We start from the raw sequence: 20,568 nt of genomic DNA, 5'->3' as shown, positions 1-20,568 counted from the left end.
GAGTTGGGTCAACCGTGCCGCCGAAGCCTGCCGGGGTGGCGTCCTTAATTGTCTTAAATCAAGTTTTCCCTTTCCCCAGCGATTACCCTCACTCCATCGACTTTTAATAAGTGAGGAAATGGCTATGTCTCGTACTTTCAAACTCGGTGTTCTGGCTGCGGCCGTGATGGCTGTTGCGCCCGCTGCTCAGGCCTTTGAAGCAGGTGATTTCATTGTTCGCGCGGGTGCTGTACATGTCGCACCAGATGATTCTAGTGATGTCATTACCGTAGGCTCTGTTGCTGCTCTCGGTGCGGACGCCCGTGTTGCAGTTGATTCCAACACACAGCTGGGTCTTCGTGGCACCTACATGTTCACCAGCAACCTTGGCTTGGGTGTACTTGCGGCTACGCCGTTCAAGCACAACATCAGTGGCGCTGGTGATATTGCAGCCTTGGGTGACATTGGTGAAACCAAGCACCTGCCACCAACCATTACCCTGCAGTACTATCCGATGAAGAGTTCATCTGCAGTACAGCCCTATGCAGGCGTAGGCGTTAACTACACGACTTTCTTCGAAGAAAAAACGGTTCTGGGTGAGCTGGATCTGGATGACAGCGTTGGTGTGGCCGTGGAATTCGGTGTGGACTATATGCTGAGCGAACAGTTCGGTCTTAACGCCGCCGTATGGTGGGCAGATATCAATACCGATGCACAAGTGACTCTGGCAGACGGTGTCACTAAAACCGACAAATTCGAAGTAGAAATCGACCCCATGGTCTACATGGTAGGTTTCACCTACAAGTTCTGATCCGGAGTCTCCCCGGCAGCTCGCAACTCACGGAGCTGCCGCAGGAACCACTCTCAGAACACAAAAAAGCGGGACTCTTCAGCCCCGCTTTTTTATTGTCCGGAAAACCGGATCAGATCACGCGCTCTGGCGCTGGGCCGGGCGGCCAGTTCTGCCCTGCCCCTGGCCACGGCCTTGTCCTTCGCCCTGACCACCGCGACCACGACCGCCGCTGCGAGCAGCCGGTTTCGGGCCAAAGTTCTTGCCAGCGCCACCCTGCGGGCGACGGCTGCGGGCCTTGCTCGGGTCTGCCTTGGCTTTGGGCTTCAGCGGCAGGTTGTTTTTCGGCTCGAAGCCTTCCACTTCCTTGCGCGGCAGCTGCTTCTTGATCAGCTTTTCGATGCCCGCCAGCAGTTTGCCTTCATCGGCACTCACCAGCGACAACGCATGGCCACTTTCGCCGGCGCGGCCGGTACGGCCGATGCGGTGCACGTAGTCTTCCGGCACGTTCGGCAGTTCAAAGTTCACTACCTGCGGCAGCTGTTTGATGTCCAGGCCACGGGCAGCGATATCAGTGGCTACCAGCACACGGACTTCGCCAGCCTTGAAGTCGGCCAGCGCACGGGTACGGGCACCCTGTGACTTGTTGCCGTGAATGGCGGCGGCGGTGATGCCGTCTTTTTCCAGCTTCTGGGTCAGGCGGTTGGCGCCGTGCTTGGTGCGGGTGAATACCAGCACCTGGTCCCAGGCGTTGTCACGCACCAGCTTGCTCAGCAGCGCGGTCTTCTGGCTCTGGTCAACCGGGTATACCGACTGCTTCACTTTCTCGGCGGTGGTGTTGCGGGCAGCCACTTCCACCTGTACCGGATTATCCAGCAGGCCCTGGGCCAGGGTGCGGATCTCGTTGGAGAAGGTGGCAGAGAACAGCAGGTTCTGGCGCTTGGCCGGCAGCAACGCAAGGATCTTGCGGATGTCGCGGATAAAGCCCATGTCCAGCATGCGGTCGGCTTCGTCCAGTACCAGGATTTCCACTTCGTTGAAGCGCACAGCGTTCTGCTGGTACAGGTCCATCAAACGGCCCGGTGTTGCCACCAGTACGTCCAGGCCCTTGCGCAGCTTCATCATCTGCGGGTTGATCTTTACACCACCGAAAACCACGGCGGCCTTGGTGGGAACGTATTTGCTGTACAGGTTCACGCTGTCGTGTACCTGCGCGGCCAGTTCACGGGTAGGTGTGAGAATCAGGGCGCGGGGGCCTTTGCCGGTGCGGGGATTTTCCGCCAGGCGCTGCAACAAAGGCAGGGTAAAACCAGCGGTTTTACCGGTGCCGGTCTGGGCCGCGGCCATTACGTCTTTGCCAGACAAAACGGCAGGAATTGCCTGCAGCTGAATGGGAGACGGGGTTTCATAACCCTGATCGGCGGTGGCACGGACCAGCTGCTCGGACAAACCGAGGGAAGAAAAACTCATATACGGTGTACTCTTGATTGATTCTGCCTCCACGAACACCGGATACGGCGAATGCGGGCAGATGCCATGAACATTCATGGAATAAAAGACGACTACGGTCACGCGCCGGGTTCGGGGTGACGTCCTCTGACAGGTCGTATGGATGGTTCGCAAAGCGGCCGTTGGCCGGAAACTGCGGAATCCCTAGAGGCAGGATGCAGGCACGGTAACAGAGCACCCGGCAAATAGCTATAGGTGGTTTTTATTAGCAGGCTTTCATTTATGCAAAAACATGGAACTCCCATGAATGTCTCCGGTCACTAGCCGCCGTATGCCAATAAAAACCCACTGGATTCCGGAGATTCCATGCTCAGCGTAGGCGTTGGCCCCCTCAGCCTGTCCATCGGGCACCTGCTTCTGGTGCTGGCCTTTGTGGTCGCCCTGATTGTAGGCGCCCTGACCGGCCGTAAAGAAAAAACCCCGGTCGCCGGCACCCTGGCCGATATCTTCCTGGTCGCCATGGTCAGTGCCCGTATCGGCTTTGTGGTGCGGTATTTTGGCGAGTATCAGGGCGACTGGCTGGGCATGATCGACATCCGCGATGGCGGCTTCGATATGGTGACCGGCCTGCTGGCTGCCCTGGCGTTCACCGGCTACCTGATGTGGAAACGGGCCGCCATGCGCCGGGCACTGGGCTCGGCCGTCGCCGCCGGGCTGATCACCTGGGGCGGCATCAGTGGCCTGATCGCCCTGATGAACCAGCAAACCCAGGGCCTGCCGGAAGTCGCTCTGACCGATCTGAACGAGCGCCCGGTAGACCTGGCCAGCCTGGCCGGTGACAAGCCTACGGTGGTGAATCTGTGGGCCACCTGGTGCCCGCCCTGCATCCGCGAGATGCCGGTGCTGGAAGAAGCCCAGCAGCGTTATCCGAACGTGAACTTTGTCTTCGCCAACCAGGGCGAGCACCCGGAAACCATCCGCAAGTTCCTGATGGAACAGAACCTGAACCTGAGCCACGTACTCAGCGACAGGCAGAACCGTTTTGGCCGGGTAGTCGGCAGCCACGGCTTGCCAACCACCCTGTTCTATAACGCCCAGGGCCACCTTGTGGATACCCACATGGGCGAACTGTCCCGCGCCAGCCTGGCCCGGAGCCTCGAACGCTTCGACCCGGCTTACCTCAGGCCAGCCAGATCGTCAGGCTGAAGCCCAGCAGGCTGGCCGCGCCCAAACCGCACAGAGACAGCGGCAGGCTCCAGCGGAAGGAGGCATCCCGGGCCCGGTATCCGGTCAGCCGTTCCATGATCAGGGCGTTGGCCGCAAAGGGTGTGCCGAAGGCAGTAATACCCCAGCCGGTAACCATGGCAATCGCCAGGCCCAGCTGGGCCGCGGCTGGCCACAGGGAACCCAGAATGCCGCCCACCAGGGTGGCAATAATAATGGGGTTCATACCCGCCAGCCCGGCGGCAAAGAACACCCAGGGCACACCGGCGGCCAGCAGGGCCCAGAGCCACACCGGCAATTCCGGCTGACCACTGATCTGGCCCAATACCACGCCACTGAGCACCGCCCCGATAAAGGCCGAGCCACCCACAATGGCCAGCTCGTTACTGACATTGGCCATGCTGGTCATGGGCGGATTTTGCCCTCGCAGCCATCCCAGAACCCGGTACAACAGCACCGCCCCCAGGCAGCTCAGAGCCACCGCATGGGCATAGCTCAGCCCGAACTGATGGCTGAGCCAGAGTACGCCCACACACACTGCCAGAATCAGGCCACCAAACCGCAGCCAACTGCCCGCGCCGGCACCAGTACCGCCCTGCTCGGTGTTTTCCAGCGGTTCTGGTTCACGCCAGCGTAATCCCGCCAGCAGCATCAACACAGAAAACGGCACGGCCAGGGACAACAGTGACAACAGGCTCACCTGTGGCAGCAGCGTCAGGGTGAGCACCACCGAGATAGACAGGGGCGAGAACGAGGGTGCCACGCCGAACCCCCGCAAAACAGCTCGCGTGGCATTGCGGGTAGATTCGGAATCGCCATTGCGACGGATACGCTCCCCCACCAGGCTGCCCACCACAGCGACCGAACCAAAGTTCAGGGGAATGGATACCAGCGCGGTACCGAAGGCCAGGCTCAGATAACGGGTCAGCGGCTTGCCACCAAACAGGCTGGAAGAAATCTGTTGCAGGTCCTGTGTGCGGGCCAGCACGTTCGACAACAGCATCACCGCCAGCATCAGGCCCGCCAGGCGGGTCATGTTGCCGGCGGCGGTTACGATCAGCGCCGGGTCGTAGCCCAGGGCAAAGATCAGCATGGCCAGGGCCACCACAAACACCGCCCGGGGCACGTTACGCATGTCCTGCCAACCCAGAAGTATCGCCATACCAGCCGCCGCCGCACCCAGCAACGGCATACCGGGCAGCAGCGAAAGCACGGCCGCAGTCAGGGCAAGGTAGGCAAAGGCCGAACGTAATCCGGTAGGCAAGGTGGTGTCCTTATTCGAACAACGGGAAGCCGTTATCGTAAGGATGCTAAGGGCCCTTGCCTATCAGCATTTGTGATAACACAGCCCTGAGCTATGCCGGGGAGGAAATCCACAGGGTTGATCGGTGCGTAGTTTTAACAGAGAGTAAGATCTATATAAATTCACGACATAAGAAAAAAGGATGATCCATCATGCAGTCCGGATGGAAATTCACCCTCGGCCTGTCCGCCGTTTTAATGATGCTGGGCGGGTGCAGCGAGCAGCAAAAAACGCCCGCCCAAAGCACCGGGCTCAAGCCGCCCTCGGAAACCGGTATTCTGAAAGTCGCCACCCGTAACGGCTCGACCACCTACTACCTTGACCGACACGAGAACCCTGTCGGCCCGGAGTACGCCCTGGTCTCCGACTACGCCCAGGCCCGTGGCTGGGAGGTGGAATGGACCATGCTGGACTCCACCGCCGATGTGCTCGCCGCCCTGGAAGCCGGTACTACCCACCTGGCGGCCTCCGGCCTTACCCATCTGCACAGCCGCAACGAGTTGTTCACGCCGGGGCCGGCCCACACCGAGATCACCGAGCAACTGGTCTGCCACCGTGACGATCGCCCCCTGCCCCGCAAACCTGAAGACATTCAGGGAATCGATATTGCGGTCACCGCCGGGTCCAGCTATGTGGACACACTGAACGAACTGGCCGGACAGCATCCGGAAATTGAGTTCCGGGAAGACAGCGAGCGCACCACCGAAGTGATCCTGGCCGAAGTGGCAGACAGGAATGTGGGCTGCACCGTGGCAGACTCCAACATTGTGCAGGTGATGCGCCGGCACTTCCCGCACCTGGAAGTGGCCATGAACCTGACTGAAGGGCGCAATCTGGGCTGGTACCTGCCGGCCGGCTCAGACGAGCTGGCAGCAGACACCCGAGAGTGGATGAACAGCAAGGAAGGTGACGAAGCCCTGGGCCGGATGGAAAACCTCTACTACGCCTACATTGGCGACTTCGACTTTGTCGATTTGCGGGCCCTGAACCGGCGGATTGAAGACCGGCTGCCGAACTACATCGATCTGTTCCGGGCGGCCGAGCAGAAAACCGGCATACCGGCTGACCTGCTGGCAGCGCTGGCCTACCAGGAATCCCACTGGAACCCGAAAGCCAGGTCGCCCACCGGCGTGCGGGGGATGATGATGCTGACTTTGAACACCGCAAAATCCCTGGGGGTAACCAACCGGCTGGACCCAATTGCTTCCATTGACGGCGGTGCCCGCTACCTGGCCGACCGCCATCGCCGCCTGCCGGAAACCATCCCGGAGCCGGACCGCACCTTCCTGGCCCTGGCCAGCTACAACATCGGCCGCGGCCACCTGCTGGATGCCCGGCAATTGGCCCGGGACCTGGGCAAGAACCCGGATTCCTGGGACGACATGGAAAAGGTACTGCCCCTGAAAGCCGACAAACGCTACTACCCCAGCACCCGCTATGGCTACGCCCGGGGTTACGAACCGGTGCACTACGTGCAGCGTATCCGCAACTACCGGGACATTATCCGGCCAGCGTTCCAGTAACTCAGGAGCCGAACAGGGCCGAGCGCAGGGGCCGCAGGAAACCGGTACTCTGGGGCTGTCCGGCCAGGCTGCGTTGGCCGTCGAATTCCAGGTAGCCATCTTCGATGGGCTCGAAGCGCAGAATCTTCACATCGGTGAGGTAATCCTGCGAGGCCTTCCAGGGGCCATGGGTGCCCTGGCGGGGAAGCCGGTCTTCGGCTCGTTTGATGTAGCCGGCGTCCAGCGAGCCCAGAATGGTTTCATCACCGCCACTGTTCTCGGTATCCCGTGGCACCGCCACCTCATAACCCTTGCGGTCCATATGGTTGATCAGCCGGCACAGGTACTCGCTGGCGATATCCGCTTTCAGGGTCCAGGAGATGTTGGTGTAGCCGAAGATCATGCCGGCATTGGGCATGCCTTCCAGCATCACGTTCTTGTAGATCACCTTGTCTTTCAACACCACCTCCCGGCCATCAACCCGGGGTTTGATGCCACCCAGCATCTGGATATCCAGGCCGGTGGCCGGAACGATGATGTCGGCTTCCAGTTCCTCGCCGGACTTCAGGCGAATGCCGGTTTTGGTAAAGCACTCGATGTGATCGGTTTTGATCGACGCGGTGCCGGCCTTGATGGCCTCGAACAGGTCGCCGTCTTTCACCACGCACAGGCGCTGGTCCCAGGGGTTGTAGTCCGGGCTGAAGTGGCGCATGTCAGCCTTGCCGTTGAGCTGGCGTTTGATGATCGACAGGAACAGGCGGCGCATGGCTTTCGGGCTCTTGCGGGAGCGCTCGAACAGGAACCGGGAAATGGAAATATTACGGGCCCGGGTCAGCCGGTAGGCGGTCCTGGCCGGCAGTACTTTCTGCATGGCCAGGGTGATTTTATCGGTTGACGGCAGCGGCATCAGGTACGTGGGCGAGCGCTGCAGCATGGTTACATGGGCCGCGTTCTCCGCCATGGTGGGCACCAGGGTAATGGCCGTGGCACCACTGCCGATCACCACCACTTTCTTGCCGGTGTAGTCCAGGTTTTCCGGCCAGTGCTGGGGGTGCACAACCTGGCCCTTGAAGTCGCTCTCGCCGGGGAAATCCGGTTTGTAGCCCTGGTCATAGTTGTAGTAACCGGTACAACCCACCAGGAAGTTAGCGGTGTAGGTTTCCTGGTCGCCGGTCTGCTCATTCTCGGCGGTCACTGTCCAGCACTTATCTGCGCTGGACCACTCGGCGGTTTTTACCGCCACACTGTACCGGATGTGCTTTTCGACATCGTTTTCCTTCGCGGTTTCCGCCACATAACGCTTGATGGATGCGCCATCGGCCAGCACCTTGCCGCCGGTCCAGGGCCGGAAGTTATAGCCGAAGGTGAACATGTCAGAATCCGAGCGGATGCCCGGGTAACGGAACAGGTCCCAGGTGCCGCCCAGCGACTGGCGGCGCTCCAGGATGGCAAAGCGCTTGCCGGGGCATTCCCGTTTCAGATGGCAGGCCATGCCGATGCCGGATACCCCGGCACCGATGATCAGGACATCGTAGTGTTGTTGGTTCATGCGGAGGTCTCCCGGGCGTTATCTTTCTTGTTGAATAACGCCCACGTTACGCCGCCGGCCCGCTACTTCAATTGGCCTGACAACCCCCGTGAAGCCGTATGCAGGGCCAAACCACCTGCACACGTCCGGCCGGAACCTGCTTGTCTCACGGCTTTAACCCCGGGTACTTTTTCTGCAACCGGTACAGCCGGACGATGGTAATGATGTTGGTAACCAGCACCATGCCCTCGGCCAGAATGCCGCCCACCGAACCGATCACGATGTTGTTGAGCATCCACGCCAGGGCGGCCAGGCCAAGCACAATGCGAAGCGGTATCCCCCGGAGCATGAACATACCCACGGTGCCCAGGGTGGCGGCGGTCAGGGGGAACACATCGGTGGCGGTTTTCCAGGTGGCCCAGGCCACCAGCAGATTGACGGCGAGTATGCCGGCCATGATTTTCCAGTTGCCCTGGTAGCTGCGCGCCAGGGCGATGCGCAGGATGACCAGCACCGTCAAGGCGGCAGCGGTCCAGCTCTGGAAGAAGGCAAACATCAGGGCGAAGGCGACATTGGCAGAGATCAGCAGCACCATCAGCCGGTCGTCGTTCTTGTTGGCAAAGCCGGCAATACAGAAAGCCAGGGCCACCAGGCCCGCCAGCTGGCCAAGCAGTTGTGCCAATGTCATGCCTGCGATCAGATCTGCCATCGCGCCCTCATCGTCAAAACCACCAGACTGCCATATTTGCCGGCGCTGAACCACGCAGTTGGTGGTGCCTGCGAGCAATACCTTTGGTACAAAATGCCATTGCCCTTAGTTTGCTAATCAGGCCATCATCGTTCAATCACGCGCACACCCTGGAATCCGGACATGGACAACTACCTGAAAGCCACGCCCTTCTTCGACTACAACCATCCCGCAGTTAGCGCCTGGCTCCAGGAGCAGCTGGCCGGTGTTCCGGATGACCCGGTAGAGCAAATGAAGGCGCTGTACCTGGCGGTGCGCGACGGCATCCAGTACAACCCCTATGTGTTCCGGGCGGAACCCCACACCCTGTCCGCCAGCTATGCCCTGGAATCCGGCGAAACCTACTGCATCCCCAAAGCCGTTCTTCTGGGCGCGGCCGCGCGGGCCCTGGGCATCCCCAGCCGCCTGGGCCTGGCCGATGTACGCAACCACCTGTCCAGCCCCAAGCTGATTGAATGGCTGCAGTCGGATGTGTTCCGCATGCACGGGTTTATCGAGCTGTACCTGAACGGCCGCTGGGTGAAGGCCACGCCGGCGTTCAACCAGCAGTTGTGCCAGATGATGAAGGTAGACCCGCTGGAGTTCGACGGCGTGAACGACTCGGTGTTCCAGGAATTCACCGAGGATGGCCACGCCCATATGGAATACATCAACGACCACGGTGTGTTCGACGACGTGCCCTTTGATTTTATTCTGGAAGGCCTGCAGGCGGCCTACGGCCACCTGTTCACCCCGCAGGGCGAGGCTGGCCCGGTAAGCGGTAGCCTGGAGCAGGACATGGCGGGCGGCTCGTAAGCCCATAAAAAAACCGGTATCCACATCCCGCAGATACCGGTTTCAGGGGTCAGCCTGAGGCTGTCAGACTTGGGTAAACTTACTGCGCAGAGTTGCGGATCAGGAAGTCAAAGGCACTCAGGGAAGCCTTGGCACCTTCGCCCATAGAGATCACGATCTGCTTGTAGGGCACGGTGGTGGCATCGCCGGCCGCGAACACACCCGGAATGGATGTTTCGTTACGGTCGTTGACGATGATCTCGCCGTGCTGGCTCAGCTCGATATCACCTTTCAGCCACTCGGTGTTCGGCACCAGGCCGATCTGCACGAAGATACCTTCCAGCTCGATGTGGTGCGCTTCGCCGGTGGTGCGGTCGGTATAGTTCAGGCCGCTTACCCGGCCGTTCTCGCCCACTACCTCAGTGGTCTGGCCCGAGGTGATGATCTTCACGTTGTCCAGGCTGCGCAGTTTCTTCTGCAGCACTTCGTCTGCACGCATCTGATCACCAAACTCGATCAGGGTAACGTGGCCAACAATACCGGCCAGGTCGATGGCTGCTTCCACGCCGGAGTTACCGCCACCGATGACCGCCACGCGCTTGCCTTTGAACAGCGGGCCGTCGCAGTGCGGGCAGTAAGCCACGCCCTTGTTACGGTACTCTTCTTCACCCGGCACACCCATCTGGCGCCAGCGGGCACCGGTGGACAGAATGAGGGTACGGGACTTCAAAGAAGCACCATTGGCCAGCTTCACTTCGTGCAGGCCGCCCGGCTGCGCTGCCGGAATCAGCTTCTCGGCGCGCTGCATGTTCATGATGTCGACTTCATATTCGTTAACGTGCTGCTCCATGGCGGAGACCAGCTTCGGGCCTTCGGTGTAAGGCACGGAAATCAGGTTTTCGATACCCATGGTATCGCTCACCTGGCCACCGAAACGCTCGGCCGCAATACCGGTGGAGATTCCCTTACGGGCCGCGTAGATCGCCGCCGCAGCGCCAGCCGGGCCACCACCGATGACCAGAACTTCGAAGTCGTCTTTCTGGTTCAGCTTCTCGGCCTCTTTCTCGGCAGAGTTGGTGTCCAGTTTGGCTACGATTTCTTCCAGCGTCATGCGGCCCTGGCCCCAGGGCTGGCCGTTCAGGTACACACTCGGTACCGCCATCACTTCACGCTGCTCGACTTCGTCCTGGAACAGGGCGCCATCGATGGAGGTGTGCTTCACCTTCGGGTTCAGCACGCTCATCAGGTTCAGGGCCTGTACCACGTCCGGACAGTTCTGGCAGGACAGGGAGAAGTAGGTTTCGAACTCGAACTCGCCGTCCAGCTCCTGGATCTGCTCGATCAGCTCCTGTGACGCCTTGGACGGGTGACCGCCTACCTGCAGCAGCGCCAGTACCAGTGAGGTGAACTCGTGACCCATGGGGATACCGGCGAAACGTACGCCAACATCGGAACCAATACGGTTGATCGCGAAAGACGGGCGACGCACGTCGGTTGATTCTTCGGTGCGCAGGCTGATCTTGGAGGACATCGGCTCCAGTTCTTCCAGCAGCTCTTTCAGCTCCTGGGACTTCTTGCTGTCGTCATAGGCTGCCACCAGCTCGATCGGCTGCTGCAGCTTTTCCATGTACGCCTGGAGTTGTTGCTTGATGTTTGCATCCAACATTTAGGGGGTCTCCTTGATGTCTGTCGTAGCCAAGTGGCTGAATTCAAAGTGAATCGTTAAAAGAAGTTGTGTGTACGATACGGCCCTGCAATACAAAGCTCAAATTAATTGATGTAAAACGATTAATAGGGCAGAGCTATAGTATGCGCGTTAACCCATCCCCACTCTGAACCCCGGCCACCACAGCCGCTCGAATACCCCAAGCTTCACTTCAACAGTAGACGATATCGGAAGCCCAGGGCATGACCGGTGGCAAGATTGCGGGTTTTGCGGACACCACAACGCAAAAACCCCGGCAGAGCCGGGGTTTTCGGAGGATCGAGGCCTGCGGACAGGCCTCTTTCCAGTCAGTTTTTCTGTGGCAGAAAAACTTAGATCTTGCCAACCAGGTCCAGAGACGGAGCCAGTGTTTCTTCGCCTTCTTTCCACTTGGCCGGGCAAACTTCACCAGGATGGTTGCGAACGTACTGGGCAGCTTTAACCTTGCGCAGCAGGTCGTCTGCGTCACGGCCGATGCCTTCAGCAGTGATTTCCATGGCCTGGATAACGCCATCCGGATCGATCAGGAAAGTAGCACGGTCTGCCAGGCCCTGGCCTTCACGCATAACACCGAAGTTGTTGGTGATGGTGCCAGTCTGGTCGCCTACCATGTAGTACTGGATCTTGCCGATGGTGTCGGAAGTATCGTGCCATGCTTTGTGGGTGAAGTGAGTGTCGGTAGACACGGAGAACACTTCAACGCCCAGCTTCTGCAGCTCTTCGTACTTGTCAGCTACGTCGCCCAACTCGGTCGGGCAAACGAAGGTGAAGTCAGCCGGGTAGAAGAAGAAGATGGCCCACTTGCCTTTAACATCTGCTTCGGAGATTTCTACAAACTCGCCCTGCTTGAATGCGGTTGCGTTGAACGGTTTGATTTCGCTGTTAATAATACCCATCTCAGAATAGCTCCTGTTGATAGTTTGGGTTGATGGCTAAGAATCGGTGCAAAGAATACTGCTTTTGCCAATTCGGTAAAAATTGATTATTTCCAACCTCAGGATAGGCTCAGCCTATCCTGATAAAAATCCTGCCTCTCGGCCCGCAGCGGTACGGCGTTATCCTGCTACCCAACCAGATATGGGGCCTCGCCCCGCCGTTTCAATCCTGTGGAAAACCAGTATGTGTTGTTCCGGTGACGGTTTGATGGCGGCAGTAACCCCCGGATTCACTAGGCATAAATATAAAAAAGGTATTCCTGTCCGTTCTTCACCGGATCCTGGGCAAAGGTATAACCGTGGGCGATGGCTTCTTCCGGCACATTGCGGAAAGAACCCGGGCAATCGGTGATCACCTGCAACAGCTCGCCCTTGTTCATGCCTTCCAGCGCTTCCAGGGTATAAATCACCGGATAGGGGCAGGATTCGCCCCGCAGATCCAGCGTGAAGTCTGCCTCTTTCATGGCTTCCATATTATGCAACGCCCCTTTTCAGCTCGAAATTACGGTGGTAGCTCTTCTCCCGGTACACGGTCAGGGCGTACAAAACACCCAGCATTACCAGGGTACTCAGGATGGCACCGGCCGGGCCCAGCGTGGCGATCAGGTTGATCTTATCACCACCTTGCACCAGCACATCATAGATGCCGAGGTTATCCCAGCCATAGGCCAGTACCGTAGCACCGATCACATTGCCGGCAAATACCGGCAGGAACAGCACCTGACCTTCCATCAGCCGGTACATCATGCCGGTTTCACAACCCGAAGCCATCACAATGCCCAGGCCGAATAAAACACCACCCACCAGGGTGCTGAGCGCCGCAATCTGGGTGATGGGCGTCATGTCATAGACAGAAATGACGACGAAGGTGATCACCGAACTGGCCGTCATCCCGATAATGATGGCCTTGGTCATCAGGCTGCGCCCGACCAGGAACAGATCCCGGAAGGCGGAGGTAAAGCAGATCTGGCCGCGCTCAATCAGCACACCGAAAGCCAGGCCAAACAGCGCACCCAGGCCGAGCAGCTTCTGCCCGGTAGAGAACAGGTACACCACAAAGCCCAGATAAACGAGGGCAATAGCACCACCCACATAAGGCTGGATAACCCGGGTTTTGGCAACGGAAGGTTTACCCGCACCCCGCGCCAGCGACGGCTTGCCCTTCCACCAGCGCATCTTCGTTAACTTAGCCCCGAAAAACGTACCGATGCCGGTGGCGACAATGAAAATCCAGGAGTGGAACGAGAACTGCGGCACCCCGGTAAAGAAGGCCGCCAGGTTGCACCCCAGCGCCAGGCGGGCACCAAAACCGGCAATAATGCCGCCGACAAAGCCCTGCACATAACGGCGCCTCTGTTGCGGCAATCGAACCTTGAAGCTGTTACTCAGCAGCACCATCATCAGCGCCCCGACAAACATACCCCAGACAATCCAGCCATCCGGGCGGGTCCAGGTGGAACCGTCCAGCTTGACCATCTGGTAGTACTCCCACCCGGACACATCCACCCCGAACACCTGCAGGATCTCGCCCCCAAGCCGGGTAAATTCACCGGTGACCGCCCAGACCGTTGAGGTCAGGCCGAAGTACAGTGCGCTGAGCAAGCCAGCGACGATGAGCACAACATAGGGGTTCCAGTGGCGCTGGAAGACGGATTGAAACATGAAGCGGAAGTCCTTTTGGTCTTGGGCTTGATTGGCGAATCATTTTACTAGGATACGACTGATTAGCTACTCTGGCAGCCCCGCGAACGCGGGCACCTCCCCTAACCTCTCTTCCCAGACAGCTTTGCTCGACGAGAAGATATGCGCCGTAGGCAACATGGCAATGTCTGTGTCCAAACACCCTGCTGGCACGACAAGCAAACCTGCAACCTGGGTGTTTGGCAATGCTGAACCACACACCTGACAAAAGCTCCTGTTATGACGAGTGCCAGGAAGCGTAAAGGACGTTACGGCATCTGCACCCGACAGCCAGACCAACCTGGCTGAGTGCGAAAACAGATTTGCCGCATGGGCCGAACCTGTATCTTTTTGGCAATGCTGACAGTGGCACAGGTAAAAGCTGTCGAACTCGCCTTTTACCTCAAAGGTTACGGTGCCGCACAGGCAAGAACCGGAATGATCAGTCATCAGAACTCCTTCCATGGACTGTGGGGAAGAGACGTAACGCGGAGCTTCACGGCGTGCCGGAGCGCCAGCGCAGGCGCGTCCGACAACAGCCGTTGGTTAAATGCTTGTATGCGCATGGTCATGCGCATAAGATCAAGCTGTGTATTCTAGATCTTCTCGGAGGCCCTCATGGCAGAACTCTATAATTCAGCCGCCCCCAAAAAAGCAGCGAACCTCTCAATCAACAGCGATCTGCTGCGTAGAACCCGGGAACTGAACATTAATTTGTCTGCCACCCTGGAACGAGCTCTGAAAGAAGAGCTTTCGAAACGCGAAGCCGCTCAATGGGTTGAAGAGAATCGCGCTGCGATAAAAAGCTACAACGATTTCGTCGAACAACATGGATGCTTCGGCGACGAATTCAGGGAGTTCTGATGGCACAATTCGATGTGTACCCCAACCCGAGCAAAATCAGCAAGGCTCACTCCCGAAATCAGCTTCGCCGATCAGGAGCTGTTGCTATTAACTCCCCAAATTTCCTCCGTGCCTGAAAAACATCTCAAGAGCCCTATTGGCTCCCTCTCACATTTCAGAGACCAGATTGTTGGAGCTCTGGACCTGGCTGTAACCGGCATTTAACGCCCGGCTCACGCGCCGGCTTGGAGCCGCGAAGCGGCGTAAAATCGGTCGCTGTGCAGCCGATTGTTATGTTTTCCCCGAAGTGCTAGATTGTGTATAGAAACTGCAAACTATACACATAGGTGCACCATGAGAACGAACATTGTCATTGACGACCAGTTGATGGCCGAAGCCCTCAAAGCCTCTGGCTACGAAACCAAAAAAGAAGCTGTTGAGCAAGGCCTGAAACTTCTGGTCCAGTTGAGCAAGCAGCAGGAAATTCGAAAGCTGCGCGGCAAGGTCAAGTGGGAAGGCGACCTGAATGAAATGCGGAGCGCCGGATGATCCTGGTGGATACCAGCGTCTGGATTGACTATTTCAACGGAGTCACTAACCCACATACTGACCTGTTGGATGCCTCGATAGTCCAAGGATCTGTCGCTATCGGGGACCTCATATTTCTGGAAATACTGCAAGGCATCCGCAACGACAAACAATATCGTCAGACCAAACAAAGCCTGATGGCGCTGGATCAATATGAAATGTTTGGCAAAGATATGGCAGCCAAGTGTGCCGACAATTATCGAGCGCTTCATAAAAAGGGCATCACGATCAGAAAGACTGCCGATGTGATCATCGCGACATTTTGCATAGAGAAGGAGCTACCTCTGTTGTTCCTGGATCGTGACTTTATCCCCTTTGTTGATCATCTTGGACTTGAGCCGGCCCTGAGAGAAACATAACGCCTACCATCACTGGTGACAGAACCGCAGCGAAGCGGAGGTTTTGGCATCCGGTGCATGGCCTGGTGACACCTCACTCTGGTCAGTGAAGCTGATTGAAAACTTCCGGGTGTTGCTCAGCAATGCGCAGAAGCGCAACCGCCGGCCCCTGCGGCTCGCGCCGACCCTGTTCCCAATCCTGAAGGGTTCGCACACTCACACCCATAAGACCGGCAAACGCAGATTGCGACATGTTCAACTTCAGCCTGATCACTTTAGGCGGTGAAGGCTCTGATAGCTCATGAGTTCGTAGAGCCAATTCGCCCTTCTTGAATTGCTTGATTTCATTGATGCCATCAAGAATCTCTGCCCCAAGGTTCCTGTCACCCATTTTTGATTGCCTCTGCTATCTGCTTGAGCGTATGGCCAGGAATACTGGCGCGCCCTGATTTACTGTACAGCGTGAGCATCCATATCTCGTGGTCAGACTTCTTCCAGTAGTAAATGGCTCTGATACCACCGCTCTTTCCCGAACCCGCTGGTGCCCATCGAACTTTACGAACGCCACCCGAGCCTTTGATTAGATCCCCGGCATCCGGCTTCTGCAAAAGGTAGGTTTGAAGCCCACGATATTCCTCGTCCGTGAGGTAGTTCGGCAATAGCTTGGTGAACGTTGAAGCTTCGATGAATAGTATTGCCAAAATGTACGGCGTTGCCGTACAGACGTCAAGGTCGGATCAGTGAGGTGTAACGCTTGCAGCATGCGCGCCTATGGAATGGAGCCGAAGGCGCAATGTAATGGGCGTCGCCGTGCCTGCACTGGTTATATTTTTTTACCCAAGGATTTTTCAATCCAAGCTTCTACCCTTCCAGTATTGTTTTCGGCAACCAAGAATTTTCCATCCGGAGAAATCACTGCAACAAGACTCTCCGTGGTTAGCTGCAGTAGTGAACCATCAAGAGCCACATGGCCAGAGGCAATCATAGGCTTGAGAAATTCATCGACTGACCCAGCTTCTTTTTCTGCAAACTCTTTGAAATCCGGGTCGTTAATATCCACATCTTCATTGGTCAATCTCGAGAAGATAACGTATTGGGAACTTGTCACCTCCAAAGGCTTCCAGTCCGATGTTGTGGCTCGGGATTCGAGAGTCTTTGGTGAGAGTTCGTCATACATCAGTTGCCAACCACTTTTCTCCTCACCATAAACAGGCTTGGCTCTCAAAAACTCGTTCAACGTCTCAACTTCGAGATCATCACCCCATGGCATCCGAACATTGAACTCAAGCTCCAACTTCGTCCAAATGAGCTCTAGAATAAAAGCAATTGGATTAGCTCTGCTTGAGCACATGAAGTCCCAGTATCCATCGCGCATCGGGGACAAATAGGGTCTTCCATTCGCCTTTACAAGGGAATTGCCGCCACAAACAATTAGCTGCGGAAACGAACCCACGCCAAACCCTGGGCCACTACCTTGCTCTTCCAAAAACTTGACCAACCCCTCTCTTAGGCTGTGCTCCGTTGAGTAACCATGATAGCCAAGAACAATTCTGAGTGGTGTCAGCTGTTCCATGAATACAGCCGTGTAGATCAATTCATTCTCTTTACTAAGCTTTTCTCTCTCATGGTAGTTTGGTGCAGCAATCCCGGTGATCTGGGAAAATATTCGATAAGAGGAGGATAGATCGACTCGCCGATCATTCTCGTGCTCTCCTTCGAATAGATATTTTGAATAGCTCTCGGATACTTGGCGAAGCTTAAAAAAGGAATCCATTAGGTCTTTAGAGTAAAGATTCTTTTTTATTTCTAAGACTGCAAGAACATCACGCACATGCCATTTGTACGCATTTGTGTAAGGGACTTTCTCACCCTTTCCCTGAACAAGCATGCAATCCATTTGACCAGAAAGATGCTGACCTCCATCTGTCACAAAGCCACTGACAATACTCAAGTCAAGCTGCTCGGGAATAGATTTATTAAGAAGCTCAGCAGACAAGCCTTCATACATGTCGCCGATAGTCGGGCCGTGCTTCATAGCGTACGCATCAAGCTTTTTTGTCTCCTCCTGGACGAATCCTTGGAGCATTTCTGCGACAGTTTTTATCATTGAGCTCCCTTAAAAATATAACGCTTGCAGCATGCGCGCCCATGGAATGGAGCCGAAGGCGCAATGTAATGGGCGTCGCCATGCCTGCACTGGTTATACAGGCTCACCACTGGCGCCGCCGTTTTTTAGACCTAGGAGGCGGAGTGTAGCCAGGCTTCTTGCCGAGAACCTTATCGATTGCTTCCAAAGGCCCCAGTGATGCACCATTGCTTGCACTGCCGAGCAGTTGATCAAATGAAAGCCCTTTGTACTTTTTCATACCGTCCTGCTGGATGTTCTCATCCGTCGTAGGTGCCGATATTAAAACGTCGAAGAGCTGAAAAAATATGAGAGCGAGCTTCTCATACATAAGATCGTCGCCAGCGGCTACGCTGAACTCGCCGTCATTAGCTTCCACATATTCAACAAGAGCGTCTTCCGTTTCTTCTAGCTTTGCAGGCTCAAGCTGATGCGCAAGCTGATTCCTGATTTGATTCGCTTTGCGAAGGGCCTTCCAGATCCAATCGATTCGAGCGTTAAACTCAAGACAAGAGGCAAAATCGATCAAACTTGCGAAGCTCATTTGCTTCTTTTCTAATCTTTCAGGGAGAGAAACTCGGCGGTAAATATACTCTCTCAAAGCTGTCTCGAGTAACAAGTGTCCCTTTAGTGCAATCAAGGTTTTATCTCTTGACCCCACGGGGAGATGCTTCATGAAAGCCTCATAGCGCTCCATCGACAACCTCGAGTCTCCTCACTTTATAACGCTGAGCTTAGCGGCGACCTTGTAATGGAGGCGCAGCCGCAATGAAAAGGGCGTCCGGCGGCCATCGGCCGCGTACTACAGCGACTTGTTAAATTTATCTCTTGCCATAGTAGGCATTAAGCAATTTCGCATCATCCTCACAGAGGTGTTGCCGCTTACGAACAATGAAACTCTCATAGTCATGATCTTCTGCTTTTACCAAAAGATAGCAGGACCAACCGCCACTCCGGCCTATCGATATGGACCAGAAACGTTCTATTTTTTCTGGATCTAATGAGACACGCTGCCCATTTTTCTGCTCCAGAGTTACACCGCTCTCGTCGTATGCGAGTCTCCCAAATTTATTGCTTAGCGCGTCATATTCCCAGTAAAAAAGCAACGATGCCGTACACAAGGCCCAAAAAAGCTTCAGTAGAGACCCTCTACGCTTGTGGTAGCTATAGATGAGTGCGAAGGGAATGAGCCAAAAGTAAAAGCGCAACATCCCCAAGCCCGCGTAAAAGACATTTTCCGAAAAGCTATATGCGTACTCGATTTCCATATCAATTTAACGTAACCGTCCGGTAAACCCATCTTGAGCCAGGCGCTGCGGCCGTCAGGATAGTGTCCACTTATTTTTAAGTGGACACTTAACATGACCAACATAAGCGTAACCAAGCCCTACCAAAAACGTCGTCGTTACTCCAAAGAGCTGAAGGCTCGTATCGTCGCCGAATGTCTGAAGCCCGGGGCGTCTGTTTCCCGGATTTCGCTGGATAACGGTCTCAACGCCAACATGGTCCGGCGCTGGATGAGCGAAGCGCGAAGGGCGGCTAAAACTCCGGAAGCACCTGGATTCGTTCCGGTCCGTCTGCCAGCCGTAGCGCCTGTGCCGGACACCCTGTCAGTCTCGAATCAATGTAGCACCATCCGCATCAAGATTCCCCGCGCCGGTGGTGCGGTTGTGGTGGAGTGGCCTGCGGAGCAAGCCCATCAGTGTGCGGCTTTGCTTCGGGATCTGTTGGGATGATCCGCATTGATGAGATCTGGCTGGCCACCGAACCGCTGGATATGCGGGCCGGACCCGACAAGGCCCTGGCGCGGGTTATTCAGGTATTCGGTTCGGCTAAACCCCATTGCGCCTACCTGTTCGCCAACAAGCGAGGCAATCGGATGAAGGTGCTGATCCATGATGGCCTGGGCATCTGGTTGTGCGCCCGCCGGCTGAACCGGGGTAAATTCCACTGGGGCGAAACCTGGCGCGGTGACCAACTGCGCCTGACCGAGGAACAGTTGTCTGCCTTGGTTCAGGGCCTGCCCTGGCAGCGCATTGGCGCGGAGGGCGTCATCTGCATCCTGTAATCACAAGTGCTGTGATGCCGCTATAGCCAGAACCGCGAATCGCCTGCCGAACAGGGACTTGGCATACTAGGCGGCATGACTCAGCGCCCCGATATCAACCAACTCTCAGCCGATCAGCTCCGCGCTCTGGCGACGGAACTGATGGACTCTCTGGACGCCAAGGATCAAGCCTTGGGCCGGAAGGAGCGGGAGTTGGTGCGCCGCAATGCCATCATCGAGAAGCTGACCCACGAAGTCGCCGTCCTCAAACGTCACAAGTTCGCCCGCCGCAGTGAGCAACTCGATGCCGTTCAGGGCAAGCTCCTGGACGAGCTGATCGACAGCGACCTGGCCGCCATCGAAGCCGAGCTGGACCAGGCGATGACTGAGGAGCAGAAGGCCGCTCGACCCAAGCAGAAGCCCAAGCGCACCCCGCTGCCACCGGAGCTGCCCCGTACCCTGATCCACCACGAACCGGACAATACCCGGTGCCAGTGTGGCTGCCAGCTCAAGCGTATTGGCGAAGACATCAGCGAGAAGCTGGATTACGTCCCGGGCGAGTTCACGGTGGAGCGCCACATCCGGGGCAAGTGGGCCTGCAACCAGTGCGAGACCTTGGTCCAGGCACCGGTACCACCGCAGGTGATCGACAAGGGCATCCCCACCGCCGGCCTGCTGGCTCAGGTGTTGGTGGCCAAGTACGCGGACCACCTGCCACTGTACCGTCAGGAACGCATCTTCGGCCGTGCCGGCCTGGAAATACCCCGTTCAACACTCGCCGAATGGGTCGGTGCCTGCGGTGTGCAGTTGCAGCCCCTGGCAGATGCGTTGAGAAACGCCTTGCTGGAACACAACGTTCTGCACGCCGATGAAACGCCGGTCAGCATGTTGGCTCCGGGTAAGAAGAAAACCCACAAGGCCTACGTCTGGGCTTACTGCACCACACCGTTCTCGGACCTGAAAGCCACCGTTTACGACTTCGCCCCAAGCCGGGCGGGTGAACACGCCCG

Annotated in this window: 25 protein-coding genes; 11 read left to right on the top strand and 14 right to left on the bottom strand. The window is 56.9% G+C overall.

Annotation, left to right across the window (positions count from 1 at the left end; all coding sequences use genetic code 11):
- Positions 1–124: 124 nt before the first annotated feature.
- Entirely contained in the window at positions 125–790 is a 666-nt protein-coding gene (locus B9Q17_RS07950) for an OmpW/AlkL family protein (RefSeq protein ID WP_094624806.1), read from the top strand.
- 117 nt (positions 791–907) lie between these two features.
- Here B9Q17_RS07950 and B9Q17_RS07945 read toward each other — a convergent pair whose 3' ends face one another.
- Positions 908–2,239, bottom strand: a complete 1,332-nt coding sequence (locus B9Q17_RS07945; protein WP_094624982.1) for a DEAD/DEAH box helicase — start codon at positions 2,237–2,239, stop codon at positions 908–910.
- 345 nt (positions 2,240–2,584) lie between these two features.
- Between B9Q17_RS07945 and B9Q17_RS07940 the strand changes: the two genes are divergently transcribed.
- The gene (locus B9Q17_RS07940; protein ID WP_094624805.1) at positions 2,585–3,424 is read left to right on the top strand and encodes a TlpA disulfide reductase family protein; all 840 of its coding nucleotides are present in this window, start codon (positions 2,585–2,587) and stop codon (positions 3,422–3,424) included.
- Here the strand turns inward: B9Q17_RS07940 and B9Q17_RS07935 are convergent.
- Positions 3,399–4,706, bottom strand: a complete 1,308-nt coding sequence (locus B9Q17_RS07935) for a hypothetical protein (RefSeq protein ID WP_094624804.1) — start codon at positions 4,704–4,706, stop codon at positions 3,399–3,401. The genes B9Q17_RS07940 and B9Q17_RS07935 overlap by 26 nt on opposite strands.
- Before the next feature lie 191 nt (positions 4,707–4,897).
- Here B9Q17_RS07935 and mltF point away from each other — a divergent pair, with 191 nt between their 5' ends.
- The gene (mltF, locus tag B9Q17_RS07930) at positions 4,898–6,268 is read left to right on the top strand and encodes a membrane-bound lytic murein transglycosylase MltF (protein WP_094624803.1); all 1,371 of its coding nucleotides are present in this window, start codon (positions 4,898–4,900) and stop codon (positions 6,266–6,268) included.
- Between the two features lies 1 nt (position 6,269).
- Here mltF and B9Q17_RS07925 read toward each other — a convergent pair whose 3' ends face one another.
- Together B9Q17_RS07925 and B9Q17_RS07920 are read right to left on the bottom strand one after the other, a co-directional pair.
- Entirely contained in the window at positions 6,270–7,796 is a 1,527-nt protein-coding gene (locus B9Q17_RS07925; RefSeq protein WP_094624802.1) for a flavin-containing monooxygenase, read from the bottom strand.
- A gap of 145 nt (positions 7,797–7,941) precedes the next feature.
- Entirely contained in the window at positions 7,942–8,484 is a 543-nt protein-coding gene (locus B9Q17_RS07920) for a YgjV family protein (RefSeq protein ID WP_094624981.1), read from the bottom strand.
- A 162-nt stretch (positions 8,485–8,646) separates the two neighbouring features.
- Between B9Q17_RS07920 and B9Q17_RS07915 the strand changes: the two genes are divergently transcribed.
- The gene (locus B9Q17_RS07915) at positions 8,647–9,318 is read left to right on the top strand and encodes a transglutaminase-like domain-containing protein (protein WP_094624801.1); all 672 of its coding nucleotides are present in this window, start codon (positions 8,647–8,649) and stop codon (positions 9,316–9,318) included.
- A 79-nt stretch (positions 9,319–9,397) separates the two neighbouring features.
- On the opposite strand, the gene ahpF is transcribed toward B9Q17_RS07915, so the two are convergent.
- The 5 genes from ahpF to B9Q17_RS07890 all read right to left on the bottom strand — a co-directional run bounded on the left by ahpF (position 9,398) and on the right by B9Q17_RS07890 (position 14,067).
- Positions 9,398–10,963 carry an alkyl hydroperoxide reductase subunit F gene (gene ahpF, locus B9Q17_RS07910; RefSeq protein WP_094624800.1) on the bottom strand — a complete coding sequence of 522 codons (1,566 nt, stop codon included), beginning with the start codon at positions 10,961–10,963 and terminating at the stop codon, positions 9,398–9,400.
- Positions 10,964–11,334: 371 nt separating this feature from the next.
- Entirely contained in the window at positions 11,335–11,898 is a 564-nt protein-coding gene (ahpC, locus tag B9Q17_RS07905; RefSeq protein ID WP_094624799.1) for an alkyl hydroperoxide reductase subunit C, read from the bottom strand.
- A 272-nt stretch (positions 11,899–12,170) separates the two neighbouring features.
- Entirely contained in the window at positions 12,171–12,410 is a 240-nt protein-coding gene (gene yedF, locus B9Q17_RS07900; RefSeq protein ID WP_173637056.1) for a sulfurtransferase-like selenium metabolism protein YedF, read from the bottom strand.
- 1 nt (position 12,411) lies between these two features.
- Positions 12,412–13,599, bottom strand: coding sequence for a selenium metabolism membrane protein YedE/FdhT (gene yedE / locus B9Q17_RS07895; RefSeq protein ID WP_094624798.1), 1,188 nt, complete (start codon positions 13,597–13,599; stop codon positions 12,412–12,414).
- A 66-nt stretch (positions 13,600–13,665) separates the two neighbouring features.
- Positions 13,666–14,067, bottom strand: coding sequence for a GFA family protein (locus B9Q17_RS07890; RefSeq protein ID WP_094624797.1), 402 nt, complete (start codon positions 14,065–14,067; stop codon positions 13,666–13,668).
- 168 nt (positions 14,068–14,235) lie between these two features.
- Here B9Q17_RS07890 and B9Q17_RS07885 point away from each other — a divergent pair, with 168 nt between their 5' ends.
- The 4 genes from B9Q17_RS07885 (at position 14,236) to vapC (ending at position 15,407) form a co-directional block, all read left to right on the top strand.
- Positions 14,236–14,481, top strand: a complete 246-nt coding sequence (locus B9Q17_RS07885) for a type II toxin-antitoxin system CcdA family antitoxin (protein WP_082641119.1) — start codon at positions 14,236–14,238, stop codon at positions 14,479–14,481.
- A 12-nt stretch (positions 14,482–14,493) separates the two neighbouring features.
- Positions 14,494–14,685, top strand: coding sequence for a CcdB family protein (locus tag B9Q17_RS07880; protein ID WP_227508365.1), 192 nt, complete (start codon positions 14,494–14,496; stop codon positions 14,683–14,685).
- Between the two features lie 129 nt (positions 14,686–14,814).
- The gene (locus B9Q17_RS07875) at positions 14,815–15,009 is read left to right on the top strand and encodes a type II toxin-antitoxin system VapB family antitoxin (protein WP_022990190.1); all 195 of its coding nucleotides are present in this window, start codon (positions 14,815–14,817) and stop codon (positions 15,007–15,009) included.
- Complete coding sequence (vapC, locus tag B9Q17_RS07870) at positions 15,006–15,407, top strand: type II toxin-antitoxin system VapC family toxin (RefSeq protein WP_094624796.1); 402 nt, start codon at positions 15,006–15,008, stop codon at positions 15,405–15,407. The genes B9Q17_RS07875 and vapC overlap by 4 nt, the downstream gene beginning before the upstream one ends.
- An 82-nt stretch (positions 15,408–15,489) precedes the next feature.
- Here the strand turns inward: vapC and B9Q17_RS07865 are convergent, their stop codons facing one another.
- From B9Q17_RS07865 to B9Q17_RS07845, 5 genes are all read right to left on the bottom strand, one after another.
- The gene (locus tag B9Q17_RS07865) at positions 15,490–15,777 is read right to left on the bottom strand and encodes a type II toxin-antitoxin system RelB family anti-toxin transcriptional regulator (protein ID WP_094624795.1); all 288 of its coding nucleotides are present in this window, start codon (positions 15,775–15,777) and stop codon (positions 15,490–15,492) included.
- The gene (locus tag B9Q17_RS07860; protein ID WP_244177341.1) at positions 15,770–16,087 is read right to left on the bottom strand and encodes a type II toxin-antitoxin system RelE/ParE family toxin; all 318 of its coding nucleotides are present in this window, start codon (positions 16,085–16,087) and stop codon (positions 15,770–15,772) included. The genes B9Q17_RS07865 and B9Q17_RS07860 overlap by 8 nt, the downstream gene beginning before the upstream one ends.
- 122 nt (positions 16,088–16,209) lie before the next feature.
- On the bottom strand, positions 16,210–17,493 hold the full coding sequence (locus B9Q17_RS07855; protein ID WP_094624794.1) for a DUF6602 domain-containing protein: 1,284 nt from the start codon (positions 17,491–17,493) through the stop codon (positions 16,210–16,212).
- Positions 17,494–17,596: 103 nt separating this feature from the next.
- Complete coding sequence (locus B9Q17_RS07850; protein WP_154707623.1) at positions 17,597–18,214, bottom strand: hypothetical protein; 618 nt, start codon at positions 18,212–18,214, stop codon at positions 17,597–17,599.
- Between the two features lie 118 nt (positions 18,215–18,332).
- Positions 18,333–18,779 carry a hypothetical protein gene (locus B9Q17_RS07845; RefSeq protein WP_094624792.1) on the bottom strand — a complete coding sequence of 149 codons (447 nt, stop codon included), beginning with the start codon at positions 18,777–18,779 and terminating at the stop codon, positions 18,333–18,335.
- A 93-nt stretch (positions 18,780–18,872) separates the two neighbouring features.
- Between B9Q17_RS07845 and tnpA the strand changes: the two genes are divergently transcribed.
- From tnpA to tnpC, 3 genes are all read left to right on the top strand, one after another.
- Complete coding sequence (gene tnpA / locus B9Q17_RS07840; protein ID WP_094624791.1) at positions 18,873–19,247, top strand: IS66-like element accessory protein TnpA; 375 nt, start codon at positions 18,873–18,875, stop codon at positions 19,245–19,247.
- Positions 19,244–19,579, top strand: coding sequence for an IS66 family insertion sequence element accessory protein TnpB (gene tnpB, locus B9Q17_RS07835; RefSeq protein ID WP_022990718.1), 336 nt, complete (start codon positions 19,244–19,246; stop codon positions 19,577–19,579). The genes tnpA and tnpB overlap by 4 nt, the downstream gene beginning before the upstream one ends.
- Before the next feature lie 75 nt (positions 19,580–19,654).
- A partial coding sequence (tnpC, locus tag B9Q17_RS07830) for an IS66 family transposase (protein WP_154707622.1) occupies positions 19,655–20,568 on the top strand: 914 nt, incomplete at its 3' end.

Source organism: Marinobacter vinifirmus (genome assembly GCF_002258215.1).
Lineage (GTDB): Bacteria > Pseudomonadota > Gammaproteobacteria > Pseudomonadales > Oleiphilaceae > Marinobacter > Marinobacter vinifirmus.
The sequence above is the reverse complement of the archived record's forward strand: the minus strand, read 5'-3'. Positions and strand labels throughout refer to the sequence as shown.

Excerpts from the sequence above, each read along its gene's own strand:
- B9Q17_RS07950 (WP_094624806.1), top strand. The coding sequence starts at position 125 with ATGTCTCGTACTTTCAAACTCGGTGTTCTGGCTGCGGCCGTGATGGCT.
- B9Q17_RS07945 (WP_094624982.1), bottom strand. The coding sequence starts at position 2,239 with ATGAGTTTTTCTTCCCTCGGTTTGTCCGAGCAGCTGGTCCGTGCCACC.
- B9Q17_RS07940 (WP_094624805.1), top strand. The coding sequence starts at position 2,585 with ATGCTCAGCGTAGGCGTTGGCCCCCTCAGCCTGTCCATCGGGCACCTG.
- mltF (WP_094624803.1), top strand. The coding sequence starts at position 4,898 with ATGCAGTCCGGATGGAAATTCACCCTCGGCCTGTCCGCCGTTTTAATG.
- B9Q17_RS07925 (WP_094624802.1), bottom strand. The coding sequence starts at position 7,796 with ATGAACCAACAACACTACGATGTCCTGATCATCGGTGCCGGGGTATCC.
- B9Q17_RS07920 (WP_094624981.1), bottom strand. The coding sequence starts at position 8,484 with ATGGCAGATCTGATCGCAGGCATGACATTGGCACAACTGCTTGGCCAG.
- B9Q17_RS07915 (WP_094624801.1), top strand. The coding sequence starts at position 8,647 with ATGGACAACTACCTGAAAGCCACGCCCTTCTTCGACTACAACCATCCC.
- ahpF (WP_094624800.1), bottom strand. The coding sequence starts at position 10,963 with ATGTTGGATGCAAACATCAAGCAACAACTCCAGGCGTACATGGAAAAG.
- ahpC (WP_094624799.1), bottom strand. The coding sequence starts at position 11,898 with ATGGGTATTATTAACAGCGAAATCAAACCGTTCAACGCAACCGCATTC.
- yedF (WP_173637056.1), bottom strand. The coding sequence starts at position 12,410 with ATGGAAGCCATGAAAGAGGCAGACTTCACGCTGGATCTGCGGGGCGAA.
- yedE (WP_094624798.1), bottom strand. The coding sequence starts at position 13,599 with ATGTTTCAATCCGTCTTCCAGCGCCACTGGAACCCCTATGTTGTGCTC.
- B9Q17_RS07890 (WP_094624797.1), bottom strand. The coding sequence starts at position 14,067 with ATGACTGATCATTCCGGTTCTTGCCTGTGCGGCACCGTAACCTTTGAG.
- B9Q17_RS07885 (WP_082641119.1), top strand. The coding sequence starts at position 14,236 with ATGGCAGAACTCTATAATTCAGCCGCCCCCAAAAAAGCAGCGAACCTC.
- B9Q17_RS07880 (WP_227508365.1), top strand. The coding sequence starts at position 14,494 with ATGTGTACCCCAACCCGAGCAAAATCAGCAAGGCTCACTCCCGAAATC.
- B9Q17_RS07875 (WP_022990190.1), top strand. The coding sequence starts at position 14,815 with ATGAGAACGAACATTGTCATTGACGACCAGTTGATGGCCGAAGCCCTC.
- vapC (WP_094624796.1), top strand. The coding sequence starts at position 15,006 with ATGATCCTGGTGGATACCAGCGTCTGGATTGACTATTTCAACGGAGTC.
- B9Q17_RS07865 (WP_094624795.1), bottom strand. The coding sequence starts at position 15,777 with ATGGGTGACAGGAACCTTGGGGCAGAGATTCTTGATGGCATCAATGAA.
- B9Q17_RS07855 (WP_094624794.1), bottom strand. The coding sequence starts at position 17,493 with ATGATAAAAACTGTCGCAGAAATGCTCCAAGGATTCGTCCAGGAGGAG.
- B9Q17_RS07845 (WP_094624792.1), bottom strand. The coding sequence starts at position 18,779 with ATGGAAATCGAGTACGCATATAGCTTTTCGGAAAATGTCTTTTACGCG.
- tnpA (WP_094624791.1), top strand. The coding sequence starts at position 18,873 with ATGACCAACATAAGCGTAACCAAGCCCTACCAAAAACGTCGTCGTTAC.
- tnpB (WP_022990718.1), top strand. The coding sequence starts at position 19,244 with ATGATCCGCATTGATGAGATCTGGCTGGCCACCGAACCGCTGGATATG.